This window comes from Caballeronia sp. BR00000012568055 (genome assembly GCF_029439455.1).
GTDB lineage: Bacteria > Pseudomonadota > Gammaproteobacteria > Burkholderiales > Burkholderiaceae > Caballeronia.
The window spans coordinates 20,558-36,186 of the sequence record NZ_JAQFVG010000338.1; the positions used below are offsets into that span (position 1 = coordinate 20,558).

Genomic DNA, 15,629 nt, shown 5'->3' on the forward strand with positions numbered 1-15,629 from the left:
CCCGTAAGCCGAGTTTCTGCTCGTTTCATCCGTTATGCGAAGCAAATCTGTGCGGCGTGCTAAAGTGGCGCCCCGTCAGTACATGCCAGACCACGCATCACGTTTTGATGACTTACTTGCGTCAACAATTTCCCATCATCGTCGGCACGTCGATTTTGTTTCTCGCCACGTTGATCGCCAATCAATGGCTGTTTCCCCACTCTGAATACGCGCCCGGCGCAAACTGGATTTACTTGCCTGCGGGTATGCGCCTGCTTTGCACACTTTTGTTCGCCGAAGCGGGCGCGCTGGGCATGTTGATCGCCTCGTGGGTCAGTTGTACTTTTTTGTATTTTCCCGACGATCCGCTGCGCTCGCTGTTCTACGGCACCATCTCGGCGCTCGCGCCATATCTGATCTATTTGTTCGCCACGCGCGTGCTCGGGTTACGGACCTCGCTCTCCAATCTGACGGCCACGCGGCTCTTATTGCTGGTCGTGCTGTATGCAATGGCCGGACCGGCGCTGCATCAGATATGGCTCGCCCTGCACGGTGAAAGCGCGGATATGGTCGAGCGTTACAAGGTGATGGTGGTGGGCGATCTGTCGGGAAGCCTGATCGTGGTGTACGCGATCAAACTGATCTTGTGGCTGGCGCGTGACAAAATTCCATCGCAAGCAACGTCGCGGAAATACGATGTGTGAACAGCCGAGGTGATGCCGTACAAAGAGCTGCGCCGCCGGCCTTGAAAAGGCCCGGCGGCGCGCTCAATTTTTACCTACTCTCTCAGGTTCTCGCGCTGACCGATCCGAAGCTGTGCGTCGCTTATCGCGGTTGGCGGTTGGGCCAGAAAGGCCGCTCTGCGCCAGGATGGCCGCTCGATAAGTACGCATCCTAACATTTCTTTATCACGTTGATAAGTTGTTTATATACAAGGCTTAATAACCGAATGTTATGATGCCCTGACGTTATTGTCTTACTTGAACAGTCGAGGACGCTGCAAGCGCATTTGTCATGGCGAAAAAACAACTCGTAGATGCCTATTTCCGCTTCCTGAACCTCGCGCAAGCCGTTCAGGCGCTGCCTTCCGTGCCCAAACTCGACGCTGCCGAGGACCGGCTGCTCGAAGCGCTGACCGCCGCGTGGCACGCGGGCCACGTGCTCACCGTCACCGAAACCATGGCCTTGTCTTTTGCGGGCGCGCCCGCCACGGTTCATCGCAAGCTGACGAAACTGCGCGAACAAGGACTCGTCAAGCTAGACGAAACCATCAACGCCGATCAGCGCACCAAAGCCGTGGTGCCGACGCCCAAGGCGCTCGCGTATTTCGAGAAGCTCGCGGCGTGTCTCGAGGAAGCGAAGAAAAAATAGCATCGGGTTATCCTCGGTATAAAGGCGTTCAGACCGAGGAGCCCGTCTCATGCCGATTTCCGAAGCCCGTGACGGCCTCAGCCGCCGCGCTTTTCTGCGCGCCGCCGCAAGCGCGGCGCTCATCGCGACGAACGCCGATCCGGCGAACGCGCAATCCCTTTCTTTTCCGCCGATCCACAAGCGCCCGATTCCATCGAGCGGCGAAGCCTTGCCCGTGATCGGCTGCGGCACGTGGCGCACATTCGATGTCGGTGACGACGACGCGCGCCGCCGCGAACTCACCGACGTGCTGCGCGTGCTGTTCGCAGCGGGCGGATCGGTGATCGATTCATCGCCGATGTATGGCACCTCGGAAGCGGTCGCGGGCGCTTTGCTCGCGGACATGCACGCGCGCGACAAAGCCTTTATCGCCACCAAGGTCTGGACCGATGGCCGCGCCGCAGGCATCGCGCAGATGGAAGCGTCGATGCGCTTTTTCCAGACGCAACGCATCGATCTGATGCAGATTCACAATCTGCTCGACTGGCGCACGCAACTGGCCACGCTGCGCGAATGGAAAGCCGCGGGCCGCGTTCGATATATCGGCATCACGCATTACACGTCGAGCGCGTTTGCGCAGGTTCAGGACGTGTTGCGCGCGGAAAAACTCGATTTCGTCCAGATCAACTACGCCGCCAACGATCGCGACGCCGAAGCGCAATTGCTGCCGCTTGCGAAGGAACGCGGCGTCGCGGTGATCGTCAATCAGCCGTTTGGCGGCGGTTCGCTGTTGGCGAGTCTCAAAAGCCGCGCGCTGCCGGACTTTGCGCAGGAGATCGGCTGCACGAGCTGGGCACAGCTTCTGCTGAAGTTCGTGCTGTCGAATCCTGCCGTGACGTGCGTGATTCCCGGCACGGGACGGCGCGAATACATGATCGACAACGTGCACGCGGGTATCGGCGAATATCCGGATAAGGCGATGCGTGAGCGCATCGCGGCTGCGGTAGCCTGACCCGCCTGACCAGGAGACCATCATGAGCGATCCGTTCGATCTGCAACGCTTCGTCGATGCGCAGGAAGCCGTGATCGACGACGTACGCGCGGAACTGTCTGCGGGCCGCAAGCGTTCGCATTGGATGTGGTTCGTGTTTCCGCAGATCGAAGGGCTCGGGCATAGCCAGATGGCGCATCGTTATGCGATCCGCTCATGCGCGGAAGCCGAGGCGTATCTCGCGCATCCCGTGCTCGGCGCGCGACTGCTGGAACTGACCGCGATCCTCAATCGCCTGAAAAACGCGCGCGCAGAAGATGTGTTCGGCTATCCCGACGACCTGAAATTCCATTCATCGATGACGCTGTTCGCGCATTGCGCGGCAGACCCGACCGTGTTTGATGAAGCGCTGGATCGCTATTTCGGCGGGCGTCGGGATGAAGCGACATTGAAACTCTGCGGAGAAACCAGATGAGCAAAAGTCTCAAATTGCACGATCACGTCAGTTGGAACACGCCGCAGGGCGAAACCACGGGCCGCATCGTGCGCGTCATCACGCAGCATACGAAGCTCGATGGGCATGAAGTCGCGGCATCGAAGGACGATCCGCATTACGAAGTCGAAAGCGACAAGAGCGGCAAGCGCGCCGTGCACAAGGGCGAATCGCTCAAAAAGAAAGCGTAAAGCTGCGCCGCAGCACGAATCCTGCAAAAGCCAAGGCTTTCGGTCAAACTGCTAGCCGCGCTCGAATTGCGCGTCATTCCAGCAACGGTTTGCCAAATCTTTTGAGGATTTCATATGAACTCGAAACTCGTGGCACTGCTTCTCGCCTCGTCCGCCTTCGTCCTTTCCAACGCGGCGTCCGCGCAGGTTGCGGGCTCGCAGCCACTCGGCGTGTCGGTGGAAGTATCGACGGCCATCATCAACGGCTGGAGCGTGAAGAAGTCGATTCTGAACAAGCCCGTCGTCAATGACCAAGGCCAGAAAGTCGGCGTGATCCGCGATCTGATCATCGCGCCGGACAAGTCGGTGTCGTTCGCGATCATCGGCGCGAATCAGTTTCTGGGCGTGACGCACCATGACGTGGCGATTCCCGTCGAACAACTCGACGTGAAGAACGGCCAACTGGTGCTGGCCGGCGCAACCAAGGAAGCCATCAAGGCGTTGCCAGAATTCCAGTACACGAAGGTCAAATCGACGCCGGTCGCGCGCGCCGACTTCGAGCATCATTAAGCGATGCAGCGAACAGGCGACGATATTTCATCGCCGCCTGTCCAGACTGTCTGACACTCAGAACGTGCTCCAGCCTTCCGCATTCGCTGGCGCGGCGCGGTTCACCGCGACGGCGGGCGCACGTTTCACGCGCGGGCTTTCAGCAACATAACCCGCGCCGCCTTCGACCGCGAAGAACGCCATCACTTCGTTCAGCTTGCGGCCCTGCTCCTCGAGCGATTGCGATGCCGCTGCCGCTTCCTCGACCAACGCCGCGTTTTGCTGCGTGACCTCGTCCATCTGCGTGATGGCGACATTGACCTGCTCGATCCCGCGTCCCTGTTCCGCCGATGCCGCCGCGATCTCCTGCATGATGTCCGTCACACGCGCGACCGCCTGCGTGACTTCGGCCATCGTCTCGCCCGCTTCGGTCGCGAGTTGCGAGCCGCCGCGCACCTTATCGACGGATTCGGCGATCAGTTCCTTGATCTCCTTCGCCGCCGTCGATGAACGTTGCGCGAGACTGCGCACTTCGCTCGCCACCACCGCGAAACCGCGGCCCTGCTCGCCCGCGCGCGCCGCTTCGACAGCCGCGTTCAGCGCCAGAATATTGGTCTGAAACGCGATCCCTTCGATAATCCCCGTAATCTCCGCGATCTTGCCCGAACTCGTGCTGATGCCGGTCATCGTATCGACGACGCGGCTCACGACTTCGCTGCCACGCTGCGCCACATGCGATGCGTTCGATGCCAGCGTGCTCGCCTGATGCGCGTTGTCGGCATTCTGTTTGACGGTGGACGTGAGCTGCTCCATGCTCGCCGCCGTTTCCTGCAGCGACGCGGCCTGTTGCTCGGTGCGCTGGCTCAGATCGGTATTGCCGGTGGCGAGTTCTTTCGCCGCGCCACCGACCGCGCCGCTGCTTTCGCGCACGCGGCTGACGGTTTCGGTGAGACGCGTGTTCATATCGCTCAAGGCGCGCAGCAAATCGCCGGTTTCATCCTTCGTATTCGCGACGATCCGGCTGCGCAGATCGCCACGCGCCACCGTCTGCGCGATCCCCACCGCGACGCCGATCGGCATCGTGATGGAACGCGTGATCGCGATTCCCGCCGCCACCGCGAACAGCGCAGCGAACGTGCACAGCGCGATCAGCACATCGCGTTGGGTCTGATAGCGCGCTTCATCCGCACGGACGATTTCCTCGCGGCGCTGACGCGTGTAGGCGGCGTAATCGTCGGTGGCTTTCACGAGTTGCGCGAGCAGCGGACGGCACTGATCGTCCATCTTGGCGATGGCCTGATCGTGCTTGCCTTCCAGCGCCAGCCCGACGATATCCGTCGCCACCGGCCCGTAAAGCGTCTCCACACGCGCCATTTCAGCGACGAGGCTGCGCGCCTTGTCGCTCGTATCGCTGGCGGAAGCGATCATGTCCTTCAGTTGCTTGAGGCGCGCCTGCACATCTTCGTGCGCGCGCGTGACTTCGGCTTTTTCCAGTTCGAGATCGGACGGTTTGGTGACGAGCACCAGATTGCGCGCCGCAATCGCACGGCGATCGACGGCGGTGCGCAGTTCCCCGGCCACATCGGCGCGGGCGTTGATGCCGTTCACGTATTGCGCGAAGCCATCGGTCGCGGCGGACAGCGCCCGCAACGACATGCCTGCGACGAGGACCACCAGCACGGCCAGAATGCCGAAGCCGGCAATCAGCTTGTTCTTGATCGTGATATTTCTCAGGTTCATTTTTGGGTTCTCTCAGGTCCGTTACGGGACTGTTTGGCGCCGTTCGTTTCGCCCGTGCCTATTCTCCGAAAGGCGCGAGCGAACTTTTGCCCTCATACGGGGCGTGACGCTCCAAATGATGATTACGGCGGCGCGAACGGCCCTCTTGAGGGTCAACCAGAAAAAAGTCCCGGATTTGTCCATCCCTTTTAATTACGCTCGAAATCTTTACCGGGCGGTTGAAAACTCGCCTGCCGCGGCGTGGTCGGATCGGCGATACTGAACGCTCGTTCCAACCCTCGTTTCCTTCGATGCCGACACTACTCGACCACCGCACGCCCGAATTCGAAGCCGCAATCGCCGCTTTGCCGCCCTCCGCTTCCTCGCCCAACGACGAGCGCTATTGGGACGCCGTACGCGGCCTGTACCGCCAGTCGGACGCGATGATCAATCTGGAAAACGGCTTCTGGGGCGCGATGACCGAGCCAGTGAAAGCGATGTTCCGTTACTGGACCGAGCGCGTGAACTTCGAAACGACGTTTCTGGTGCGTCCGCATTGGCAGGCGCTGCACACGGAATTGCGCGCGCGCGTGGCATCGGCAATGGGCTGTTCGGTCGATGAAATCGAACTGACGCGCAACGCCACGGAAGCCTTGCTGGCGCTGATCGGCGGTTACAACACGCTGTCTCCCGGCGATACCGTGCTCTACAGCGATCTCGACTATCCGTGCTGCAAGGACGCGATGGAATGGCTGCGCGAGCGGCGCGGCGTGGAACCGGTGCGTATCGTGATTCCGGAACCGGCGACGCGTGAGGCCGTATTGGAAACCTACGCCGCCGCGTTGTGCGCGCATCCGAAAACGCGGCTCGTGCTGACGTCGCACGTGTGCTTCGCGACCGGTCTGGTGATGCCCGTCGCGGAGATTTCGGCGCTGGCGGAAGAACATGGCGCGGACGTGATCGTCGATGCCGCGCATTCCTGGGGCCAACTCGATTTCGATGTACCCGATCTGCGCGCGCCGTTCGCCGCGCTGAATCTGCACAAGTGGATCGGCGCGCCGCTGGGCTGCGGCGCGATCTACATTCGCCGCGACAAGCTCGATGCCATCGATCCGTATCTCGGCGACCGCACCTGGCCGCGCGACGATATCCGCTCGCGCGTGCATACGGGATCGCCGAATTTCGCGGCGTGGCTGACGGTGCCGTCGGCGCTGGAGGTACACGCGCGGATCGGCGCGAGCGCGAAGGAAGCGCGTCTGCGCGCGCTCCGCGATGCCTGGGCCGAACCGGCGCGCGCGCTGCCGGGCGTCACGATTCTGACGCCGCCCGATGCCTCGATGACCTGCGGTATCACCGCGTTCCGTATCGATGGACAAGCGGCGAAGGCAACCGCCGATGCGCTGCGCGATCGATTCGGCGTCTTCACAGTGATGCGTCCGGGCACGAACGGCGGCGATGTGGTGCGCGCGACGCCCGCGTTGTTCTCGCGCATGTCGGATGCGGAACGCTTGCTCGAAGGCATCCGCGTGCTGGCGAGCGAGGCTAGATAACGCGCGCGTCGAGTTGCTCGATCAACGCCCCGAGCGCCTCCGAACAAGGCGCTTCGACTTTCAGCGCGAGCAGTGCATCTGCTCGCGTCTTGCCGATATTCACCGCCGCGATCGGCTTGCCGCTTTTCACGGCCCATTCGCAGAAGCGAAATCCCGAATACACCATCAGCGATGAACCCAGCACGAGCATCGCGTCGGCCGATTCGAGCGAGCGTGCGGCGTCCTGCACCAGTTCGCGCGGCACGCTTTCGCCGAAGAACACCACGTCGGGTTTGAGCACGCCGCCGCAGCGCGTGCAGCCGGGGATATCGAAGGATTCGAAGTCGAGATCTTCGATATGCGCATCACCATCGGGCAAATCGGGCGCGACGTGACCGATGAAATCCGGATTCAGCGCTTCGAGCATGCGCTGCACGTTCGCGCGCGTATGCGGCTCGCCGCACGACATGCAGCGCACGCGGCCGATATTGCCGTGCAGTTCGATCACATCGGGATTGCCCGCGCGCGTGTGCAGACCATCGACATTCTGCGTCACCAGCCGATGCACCCGCGACCGCGCCGCCAGCGCCCTCACCGCGTGATGCGCCGCGTTCGGCTGAGCGCCCGCCACCACCGGCCAACCGATCAGACTGCGAGCCCAGTAACGGCGGCGCGCGTAGTCGGAACCTAAAAAATCCTTCAGCAGAATCGGCGCGCGACCGGTGCGCTGGCCTTCGCGATCGCGATAACACGGAATGCCCGACGCGGTGCTGATACCCGCGCCGGACAATACGAACAGCTTCGGATGCCGTTCGACGAACTCATGTAGGGAATGCACTGAACGTCCTCTTTGGCGTTTTCGGCGGCGTTTTCATCGAAGAAAATATAAGGCGAAACGGCGTTGCGCGCTGGCCTTACCAATTTTGCAAATTGCAAAGTGGCTTGACCAAATCGCGTCGCGCCGCTAGATTGTCCGCTGCCCCATATCCCATTAAAAAGCGAGACACCTGATGCTGACCGTTATCTGCGAAACGCCCGGAACCCTCAAAGCCGAACAGCGCGATAAGCCCGCGCGCGGCGAGAACGAAGTGCTCGTGCGTGTGAAGCGCGTCGGCGTGTGCGGGACGGATCTGCATATTTTTACGGGCAATCAGCCGTATTTGTCGTACCCGCGCGTGATGGGGCATGAGTTGTCGGGCGTGGTCGAAGAAGCGGATGCGTCAAGCGGGCTTACGGCTGGCGATACCGTTTATGTGATGCCGTATCTGTCGTGCGGCAAGTGCGTCGCGTGCCGTCAGGGCAAGACCAATTGCTGCGTGAATATTCAGGTGCTCGGCGTGCATCGCGATGGCGCGTTTACGGAGTATCTGAATCTGCCGGCGCAGTTCGTCCACAAGGCCGACGGCGTGACGCTCGATCAGGCCGCGATGGTCGAATTTCTCGCCATCGGCGCGCACGCCGTGCGACGCGCCGATGTGCAGCGCGGCCAGCGCGTGCTGGTGGTCGGCGCGGGGCCGATCGGCATGGCGGCGCTGACGTTTTCGCGACTGCGCGGCGCGCATGTCACCGCGCTCGATACGCGTGAAGACCGGCTGGCGTTCTGCCGTCGCGAACTGAAAGTGGATGCGACCGTGCAGATCGGTGAACAGGACAAGACGCAATTGTCGGCGCTCACGAACGGCGAATTTTTCGACGTCGTATTCGATGCCACCGGCAACTCGCGCGCGATGGAACGCGGCTTCGAGTTCATCGCGCACGGCGGCAAGTACGTGTTGGTATCGATCGTGCCGGATCGCATTTCCTTCGCCGATCCCGAATTCCACAAGCGCGAGGCGACGCTGCTGGCCAGCCGCAACGCGACGCCCGAAGACTTCGAAACTGTGCTCACCGCGATGCGCGCTGGCGATGTGCCGACCGATGCGCTCAACACGCATCGCCTCACGCTCAGCGATGTGCCGACGCGTTTCGCTTCGTTGCTCGATCCGTCGGCGGGCGTGGTGAAAGCGATCGTCGAGTGCTGATGTTGTTCTATTCAGGCCGTGCTTCGGGATAGCACGGTCTGCCTTGCGCGTCGTGCCATGGCTCGGCGTGCTTGCACCAAATTTCGTACTCGGGCAGGAAAAGACCGGGCTGGTCGAACAGCCCGGTCGGCACTTCTATTTCTTCGATGCCATCGAACGCGAGAAATATCGGCGATCCGCATGTCGGACAATGATGACGCTTGCCATGTTCCGAACTCGACCAGGCGATCGTGTCGCCATCGATCGTGACCGCGCTGCGCTCGAAAATCGCGTATACGGCGAACGGCGCACCGTGAATGCGTCGGCACGTCAGACAGTGGCAAAGGTTCACCTCCTTTGGCGCGGATGAAATGCGCAGGCGAATGGCACCGCACGCGCAGCGAGCATGTTCAATCATCGGCTGATTCACCATTCTTTTCGGAATGTAAGAAAGCTGGCCATCGCTCCGTTCCCACATCTACCATTGCATGCACTACTCAGTCACGTTGCAGCGCGGGAGTACGGTTATTGCTTAACAATGACGCTCCGCACGCGATCCCGACGCGCGGCGCCGCATGCGTTCGGGAGTCTCTTCGGCGGAGGTCGTTATGCGTGGGTTGCGATCTGGGAATGCGTCATCCGAATCCGAGCGAACACGATGGTTCAGGCGTAGCGTGCAAATCATCGTCGTCCTGACGATTGCTGCGTGCGGTGGAGGCGGCGGGTCGAATAACACAGCGACTACGGCGGCGGGTTCGTCGGGCGGCAACAGCGGCAGCGGCAGCAGCAGCGGTTCGGGCGCGACATCGAGCGGCACGAGTGGCACAAGTTCAAGCACAAGCGGTGGAACGGCGAGCGGCGATACGACGAGCGCAGGCTCGGGCACCGGCACAAGCTCGGGCACAGCAGCAGCCACGACCGCCTTCGCCACCGATGTCCTGACGCATCACAACGACCTCTCGCGCAGCGGCCAGATGCTCGCGGAAACCACGCTGACGCTGTCGAACGTCAACGCATCGAGCTTCGGCAAGCTCCGTATGTTGTCCACCGACGGCCGCGTCGATGCCCAACCGCTGTACGTGACGAATCTCGCGATCGGCGGCGCGGCGCATAACGTCGTCTACGTCGCCACGGAACACGGCAGCCTCTACGCGTTCGACGCCGACACCGGCGCGCAACTTTGGAAAGTGACCCTGCTCGGCGCGGGCGAAACATCGACCACCACCGCCTGCCAGGACTTTGTGCCGGAAATGGGCATTACCGCCACGCCGGTCATCGATCGTTCGCGCGGCCCGAATGGCATTTTGTACGCGGTCGCAATGAGTTCGGACGCGAACGGCCAGGCCCATCATCGGCTTCACGCAATCGACCTCGCGAGCGGCGCGGAACTGTTCGGCGGACCGAAAGAGATTGCCGCGACCTATCCCGGCACGGGCGCAAACAGCGTGAACGGCGTCATCACGTTCGATGCCGCGCTGCATACGGAACGCGCCGCACTCACGCTCGTCAACGGCAACATCTACATGGGATGGACCGCGCACTGCATGGCCGGTCCGTACACCGGCTGGCTGATGGCCTACAGCGCCGACACGCTCGCGCAGACCGGCGTGCTCAACATCACCGCCAACGGTTCACAAGGCTCGATCTGGATGGCGGGTTCCGGCATGGCGTCGGATGGCACGTCGCTCTACTTTATCGACGGCAACGGCTCGTTCACGCCCACGCTGAACGCGCAGGGCTTTCCGATCGACGGCAATCTCGGCAACACCTTCATGAAGATGTCGCTCGCGCCGAGCATGAAGATCGTCGATTACTTTGCGACGATGAACAACGTCACACAGGCCGCCAACGACGAAGATTTCGGCTCCGGCGGCCCGCTACTGCTACCCGATCAAACCATGTCCGATGGCACCGTCAAGCATCTCGCCGTCGGCGCGGGCAAGGACAACAAGATCTACGTGGTCGATCGCGATTCGATGGGCAAGTACAACCCGAGCGCGAACAGCAACTGGCAAACGCTGGTAGGCACGCTGGCCGGCGGCATCTGGGGATCGTCGGCGTATTACAAGGGCGTGGTCTACTACGGCGGACTGAACGACAGCCTCAAGGCGCTGCCCATTTCCAACGCGATGCTCGCGACCACGGCGGCATCGCGCAGCCCGACGACGTTTCCGTATCCCGGCACGACACCGGCGATCTCGGCGAACGGGGCATCGAACGGGATTGTGTGGGCGTTGGAGAACGGCACGACCGGCGCGCTGCACGCCTACGACGCCAGCAATCTCGCGCGCGAGTTGTACAACAGCAATCAGGCCGGCACACGCGACCAATGGGGACCGGGCAACAAGTTCATCACGCCGATGATCGCGCAGGGAAAAGTCTTCGTCGGCACGCAGACGGGCGTGGCCGTCTTTGGTTTATTGCGCTAAGAATGCAAAATGCCAAAAGCGCCCGATGTATGGGCGCTTTTGCCTGAAGCGTTGAAGCCTTATTTGACGAAGTAACCGCGATTCTGCATGCAGTCGCTGTAAGCGCGCCAATAGCGGACCATCGGCGGTTCGGGCGGCGGAAGCGGCGGCATTTTCATATCGCCGCCGAGAATCGCATCCGATGCACCCGATGCCGCCAGCGCACCCGAACCGGGCATCGCCGCCGCAGCGCCGGACGCACTAGCCGCCGTGGCCACCGTCGCCGATGCACCCGACGCCGGTGCCGCCGATGCACCCGAAGCCGGTGCCGCCGCAGACGCCGCCAGCGCACCCGATGCCGTCGGCGGCAAAGGCGGCTCGACGGCGCGCGGTGCGCTCAACGTGCGCGGCTCCTGCTGATAATTCTTCGGCGCGGTCTGCGGCTCGCGCGCCATGTTCACTTTCGTCGTCTGATTGGCGAAGGCGTAGCAGGCGGCGTTGTCCACGGCCTGTTGCCCGGAACTCTGGGCGCGGCCGGGCAAGGTGAGCGGCTGCTGCGCGAACGCGGCCCCGCACGTAGCAAGCAGGACGAATCCCGCGTAAGTGGAAGGTCTCATTGGCGTGCTGTTCCCCGATGCGGTGTTTTTAGTCGTTGCAGCCTGCCCCGCTTTTATCGCGCGTTCAAAAAGCGCGCGGCACGAGCGGCGCGGGTCTGCGCCGGGCCTGCATCAAGGATACCGTGACGGCATAACCGTCCACGCCAGAAGCACCGGCATCTTCCGCCAATTTTCAGACGTGCCGCCGTGATGCGTCAGAACTTCATACCGACGCCCAGGCCCAGCACCCACGGATCGATCTTCAGCGAACCGAGATCCGTGCCGCCCGCCGACGCGCTCGTGCGCATCCAGATTTTCTTCAAGTCCGCGTTGACGAACAGGTTCTTGGCCACCTGCACATCGACGCCCGCCTGAATCGCCGGACCGAAGCTGCTGTGCTTGATCGACACGGGGGTATCGCCCGCTTTGAGCTTGTCGTTATAGAAGTACGTGTAGTTGATACCCGCGCCGACATACGGGCGCACCTTGCCCGCATGATTGAAGTGGTACTGAAGAAGCAGCGTCGGCGGCAGCACGCTCACGCCGCCCAATCCGCCGATGCTCGACGTCACCTGATGGCGCGACGTGCCGAGAATCAGCTCGACGCCGATCTGATCGCGGATCATGTACGTGATGTCCAATTCAGGGACCATCGAGTTGTTCACATTGGCGTTCAATGTGCCAAGCGCGCCGCCCGCCGATACTTGCGGCATGATCTCGATCGCGCGCAGGCGCACGAGCCAGTCGTTTGCGTAGACTCCGTTGCTGGTGTCGCTGGCCTTTGCGTTACCCGCAAACAGCGCAGCACAAGCGAGAACCACCACTCCCAAATGCTTTTTCATTTTGAATTCCAACGTGTAAAGCCGGAATTCTCCAGACGCGTACCGCGCGCGCCTTTGATGACAATCAAGCGCAGCTTGAAAGATGCGCACACGCCACGCCAATTGTTGAGATCGGACAAGGCAAGTGCGATCAGGCCCGCACCTTGCTGAAAAAGCGTAAAGCGCAGAACAATGGGAGGACGAAAATGAAAACCACGATGGGCGCACTGGCAACTCGCACGGCAGGCTTTTTATTGGGCACCACGCTGGCCGTCGTCGCGAGCGCGCAGCAGCAACAGAAGCCGAACAAACTCGATTACGACAGTACGCCTGCGTATCAGGAACACGCGACGACATCGCCTGCGGCCGCAGCGGCCAGCGCAAGCGATGCACTGAAGACGCGGCCCGGCAAGCAATCGGCGGGGAAGGAAAAGGCGCCGAGCCGTGCGAACGGACTCGGCATGGATGCGGGCGCAGCGAGTATGGGAAAGAAGGAATAAGGCTTCTTTCCCGATAGATTTACATCAATCGTTCGATTTATCGGGCCACGGCCACGTCGAGTAGCGCGACTTCTCTTCGACGGGTGCCGTGGCCTCTTTCAATTCGGGCAGGGCTTCAGCGAACCACGCGACGTCCTTGCGGCGCTCTTCGACATACGCAGTCCAGCCCTTCGCGTTTTCATCGAAAAGGTCGTGTTTTACGGTGTTGGCGAGCATGTCTCGATTGAGCGTTTCATCGAGCAAGGCTTTCGGCCACACGAAAAATGCGCCTGATGCGCGGCGGATGAAATCGCGCGGGGTCATGTTTGCATCGACGAAAGCGAGCAGCGTGAAACTTGCCAGCGCGTCGTTGCCGCGCACCGCAGCGCCGATGCTCTCGTATTCGTCAGCGCATTGGCTCAGGCAAAACACCGTCTCCAGTACGTCGCCTAAGTGCAGCAGCAGCGCGCGTCGTTCGTAGGGATCTTGCACGGCCTGTTGTTTCGTCATTCGTCGTCTTCCGTATTTACGATGATGGAGTCCCTCGATTTTAACGAACCTCGCGTGACGTGCGCATTCACGCGCTAAAACGCGCTCTGAAACTCGCACGATAGTCATTCGGCGATACCCCAAGCCGCCGCGTGAACACGAGCCTCATGCGATCCGCTGTGCCGAACCCATATTCGTACGCGATGGTTTTAAGCGGTGTATCGCTGCTCTCCAGCGCATTGCGCGCGGCGTCCACTCGCGCGCGTTCGACGAATTCATGCGGCGTCATATTCGCAAGCTGAACGAAGCTGCGCGCGAAACTGCGCTCGCTCATGCCCGCCACGCGCGCGAGTTCTTCCACCGACAAACGCGCGCCGATGTGCTCCATCACATACGCCTGAACCTTGGCGACGGGCGAAGTTTCATCGGCAGGAGCGCTTAAATATGGGCTGAATTGCGATTGCCCGCCGCGTCGCTGTGCGAACACCACGAGCCGCTTGGCAACTGCAAGCGCGACCTTCGAACCATGATCTTCGGCGACCAAAGCAAGCGCGACATCGATGCCCGCCGTCACGCCCGCCGATGTCACGAGATTGCCATCGCGCATATAGATGCGATCCAGTTCGACGCGCGCCTTCGGGAATTGCGTGGCGAGTTGCGGCGCGTTCTGCCAATGCGTCGTCACATCGCGGTCATCGAGCAAGCCCGCGTGGCCGAGTGCGAATGCGCCGGTGCAGATGGAGCCGTAGCGATCGCTTTTTGAAGCGACCTCAACGAGCCAGCGTGAGAGGTCTTTGATCGGTGCATCGGAAGGCAAGGCGGGGCCGCCTGCGACCAGGGCAATGTCATATCTCGACGTTGCTTCTCGCCACGATAAATCCGCCAGCAAACGCGTTCCGTTCGATGCGCGCACCGCGCGTTCCTCCGGTCCGACGAGCACGAATTCATAGCCCTCGCCTTCGGGCACGAAGCCGTTGGCTTCCGCGAAAACATCGACCGGACCGGCTACATCGAGCGCCTGCACACCGGGAAATACGGCAATCGCGACTGTACGCATGGACGTGTAAGTAGATGGCAGAAGACAGCGTGCGAGTGGCAGAGTTCGACGTCTCGTTTCGATTGTCGCGTCGCTGCGTTTTGCCGACACTTGATGTCAACAAATGCCGATCGCGTGAGCGATTTTATCAACGCATTCAAGGAGCGACTCAAATGAGCGAGATCATCGCAGGCATTACGATTCCCGACAGTCAGATGGCGCGCGCCGCCACGCAGCTCGTGCGCGATACCGAGCCTGATTTGCTGTACAACCATTCACGCCGCGTGTTTCTGTTCGGGGCACTTGCGGGCGAGCGCAAGCAATTGAAGTACGACGCCGAATTGCTTTATATCGGCGCGATGTTCCACGATATGGGTTTGATCGAACGCTACAGCAGCGCGCACGATCGCTTCGAAGTGGATGGCGCGAATGCGGCGCGTGATTTTCTGCGCGGCTATGGGATTGGTGAGAACGAGATCGAACAGGTGTGGGATTCGATTGCGCTGCATACGACGCCGGGTATTCCGCAGCATAAGAAGCCGGTCGTGGCGCTCGTGACCGCAGGCGTTGAGATGGACGTGTTGGGGCTTGCTTTTGACGAGTTCACGGCGGATCAGCGTCATCGTGTGGTGACGGCGCATCCGCGTGAAGTCAATTTCAAGGAAGGTATTATCGATGCGTTTGCTCAAGGTACGATTCGTAAGCCTTTGACTACGTTTCGCAACGTTAAGGCTGATGTGCTTGCGCTCAAAGATCCCGCGTATAAGCGGTTGAATTTTTGTAGCATTATTTTGGGGAATGCCTGGAATGATTCGGGGCATGGGCATGGGCATGATCATTCGCGGTGTTAACGGTTTGGTTTTTTGGTTTTGCTGCTTGCGGTTGTTGTGCTGTTTAGGCAGTAGCCGCCTCCCCGGCGGGGGGATAACTTTCTTTGCTGCTGCAAAGAAAGTCACCAAAGAAAGCAGCTTTTTCAACCAGACACTGCACGTTGAAAGGGCAAGTGGATTAATCGTCTCC

At 61.1% G+C, this 15,629-nt stretch carries 19 protein-coding genes; 12 read left to right on the forward strand and 7 right to left on the reverse strand.

Translation table 11 applies throughout. The features are described from left to right. The first annotated feature begins 107 nt into the window (after positions 1–107). The 6 genes from P7F28_RS29410 to P7F28_RS29435 all read left to right on the forward strand — a co-directional run bounded on the left by P7F28_RS29410 (position 108) and on the right by P7F28_RS29435 (position 3,553). Positions 108–683, forward strand: a complete 576-nt coding sequence (locus P7F28_RS29410) for a hypothetical protein (protein WP_277188461.1) — start codon at positions 108–110, stop codon at positions 681–683. Positions 684–993: 310 nt separating this feature from the next. Further along, complete coding sequence (locus P7F28_RS29415) at positions 994–1,350, forward strand: winged helix-turn-helix domain-containing protein (RefSeq protein ID WP_277188463.1); 357 nt, start codon at positions 994–996, stop codon at positions 1,348–1,350. Between the two features lie 49 nt (positions 1,351–1,399). After that, the gene (locus P7F28_RS29420; protein ID WP_277188465.1) at positions 1,400–2,341 is read left to right on the forward strand and encodes an aldo/keto reductase; all 942 of its coding nucleotides are present in this window, start codon (positions 1,400–1,402) and stop codon (positions 2,339–2,341) included. 22 nt (positions 2,342–2,363) lie between these two features. After that, entirely contained in the window at positions 2,364–2,795 is a 432-nt protein-coding gene (locus P7F28_RS29425; protein WP_277188467.1) for a DUF1810 domain-containing protein, read from the forward strand. Then, on the forward strand, positions 2,792–3,004 hold the full coding sequence (locus P7F28_RS29430) for a DUF2945 domain-containing protein (RefSeq protein ID WP_277188470.1): 213 nt from the start codon (positions 2,792–2,794) through the stop codon (positions 3,002–3,004). Before P7F28_RS29425 ends, P7F28_RS29430 begins: the two co-directional genes overlap by 4 nt. 114 nt (positions 3,005–3,118) lie before the next feature. Beyond that, entirely contained in the window at positions 3,119–3,553 is a 435-nt protein-coding gene (locus P7F28_RS29435; protein ID WP_277188472.1) for a PRC-barrel domain-containing protein, read from the forward strand. Between the two features lie 57 nt (positions 3,554–3,610). On the opposite strand, the gene P7F28_RS29440 is transcribed toward P7F28_RS29435, so the two are convergent. After that, positions 3,611–5,272, reverse strand: a complete 1,662-nt coding sequence (locus P7F28_RS29440) for a methyl-accepting chemotaxis protein (RefSeq protein WP_277188474.1) — start codon at positions 5,270–5,272, stop codon at positions 3,611–3,613. A gap of 290 nt (positions 5,273–5,562) precedes the next feature. Between P7F28_RS29440 and P7F28_RS29445 the strand changes: the two genes are divergently transcribed. Further along, positions 5,563–6,801 (forward strand): aminotransferase class V-fold PLP-dependent enzyme, encoded by a 1,239-nt coding sequence (locus P7F28_RS29445; RefSeq protein ID WP_277188476.1) that lies wholly within the window; start codon positions 5,563–5,565, stop codon positions 6,799–6,801. Here the strand turns inward: P7F28_RS29445 and P7F28_RS29450 are convergent. Then, positions 6,794–7,618 (reverse strand): NAD-dependent protein deacetylase, encoded by an 825-nt coding sequence (locus P7F28_RS29450; RefSeq protein ID WP_277188477.1) that lies wholly within the window; start codon positions 7,616–7,618, stop codon positions 6,794–6,796. The two genes, P7F28_RS29445 and P7F28_RS29450, sit on opposite strands and share 8 nt — an antisense overlap. A gap of 172 nt (positions 7,619–7,790) precedes the next feature. Between P7F28_RS29450 and P7F28_RS29455 the strand changes: the two genes are divergently transcribed. Then, entirely contained in the window at positions 7,791–8,801 is a 1,011-nt protein-coding gene (locus P7F28_RS29455; RefSeq protein ID WP_277188479.1) for a zinc-binding alcohol dehydrogenase family protein, read from the forward strand. Between the two features lie 7 nt (positions 8,802–8,808). Here the strand turns inward: P7F28_RS29455 and P7F28_RS29460 are convergent, their stop codons facing one another. After that, positions 8,809–9,132: a GFA family protein gene (locus P7F28_RS29460; RefSeq protein WP_370467431.1), complete on the reverse strand. Its 324-nt coding sequence runs from the start codon at positions 9,130–9,132 to the stop codon at positions 8,809–8,811. 256 nt (positions 9,133–9,388) lie between these two features. Here P7F28_RS29460 and P7F28_RS29465 point away from each other — a divergent pair, with 256 nt between their 5' ends. Next, positions 9,389–11,209, forward strand: a complete 1,821-nt coding sequence (locus P7F28_RS29465) for a pyrrolo-quinoline quinone (protein WP_370467432.1) — start codon at positions 9,389–9,391, stop codon at positions 11,207–11,209. A gap of 59 nt (positions 11,210–11,268) precedes the next feature. Here P7F28_RS29465 and P7F28_RS29470 read toward each other — a convergent pair whose 3' ends face one another. Next, positions 11,269–11,805 carry a hypothetical protein gene (locus P7F28_RS29470; protein WP_277188483.1) on the reverse strand — a complete coding sequence of 179 codons (537 nt, stop codon included), beginning with the start codon at positions 11,803–11,805 and terminating at the stop codon, positions 11,269–11,271. A gap of 194 nt (positions 11,806–11,999) precedes the next feature. Beyond that, positions 12,000–12,626, reverse strand: coding sequence for an OmpW family protein (locus P7F28_RS29475; protein WP_277188485.1), 627 nt, complete (start codon positions 12,624–12,626; stop codon positions 12,000–12,002). A 185-nt stretch (positions 12,627–12,811) separates the two neighbouring features. Between P7F28_RS29475 and P7F28_RS29480 the strand changes: the two genes are divergently transcribed. Continuing rightward, positions 12,812–13,105 carry a hypothetical protein gene (locus tag P7F28_RS29480; protein ID WP_277188486.1) on the forward strand — a complete coding sequence of 98 codons (294 nt, stop codon included), beginning with the start codon at positions 12,812–12,814 and terminating at the stop codon, positions 13,103–13,105. Between the two features lie 24 nt (positions 13,106–13,129). Here P7F28_RS29480 and P7F28_RS29485 read toward each other — a convergent pair whose 3' ends face one another. After that, a complete protein-coding gene (locus tag P7F28_RS29485) occupies positions 13,130–13,594 on the reverse strand; it encodes a hypothetical protein (protein WP_277188488.1) in 465 nt (154 codons plus the stop codon). 67 nt (positions 13,595–13,661) lie between these two features. Continuing rightward, positions 13,662–14,630, reverse strand: a complete 969-nt coding sequence (locus P7F28_RS29490) for a GlxA family transcriptional regulator (RefSeq protein ID WP_277188490.1) — start codon at positions 14,628–14,630, stop codon at positions 13,662–13,664. Positions 14,631–14,782: 152 nt separating this feature from the next. Here P7F28_RS29490 and P7F28_RS29495 point away from each other — a divergent pair, with 152 nt between their 5' ends. Beyond that, the gene (locus P7F28_RS29495; RefSeq protein ID WP_277188492.1) at positions 14,783–15,460 is read left to right on the forward strand and encodes an HD domain-containing protein; all 678 of its coding nucleotides are present in this window, start codon (positions 14,783–14,785) and stop codon (positions 15,458–15,460) included. Further along, a partial coding sequence (locus P7F28_RS29500) for a hypothetical protein (RefSeq protein ID WP_277188494.1) occupies positions 15,435–15,629 on the forward strand: 195 nt, incomplete at its 3' end. The genes P7F28_RS29495 and P7F28_RS29500, both read left to right, overlap by 26 nt.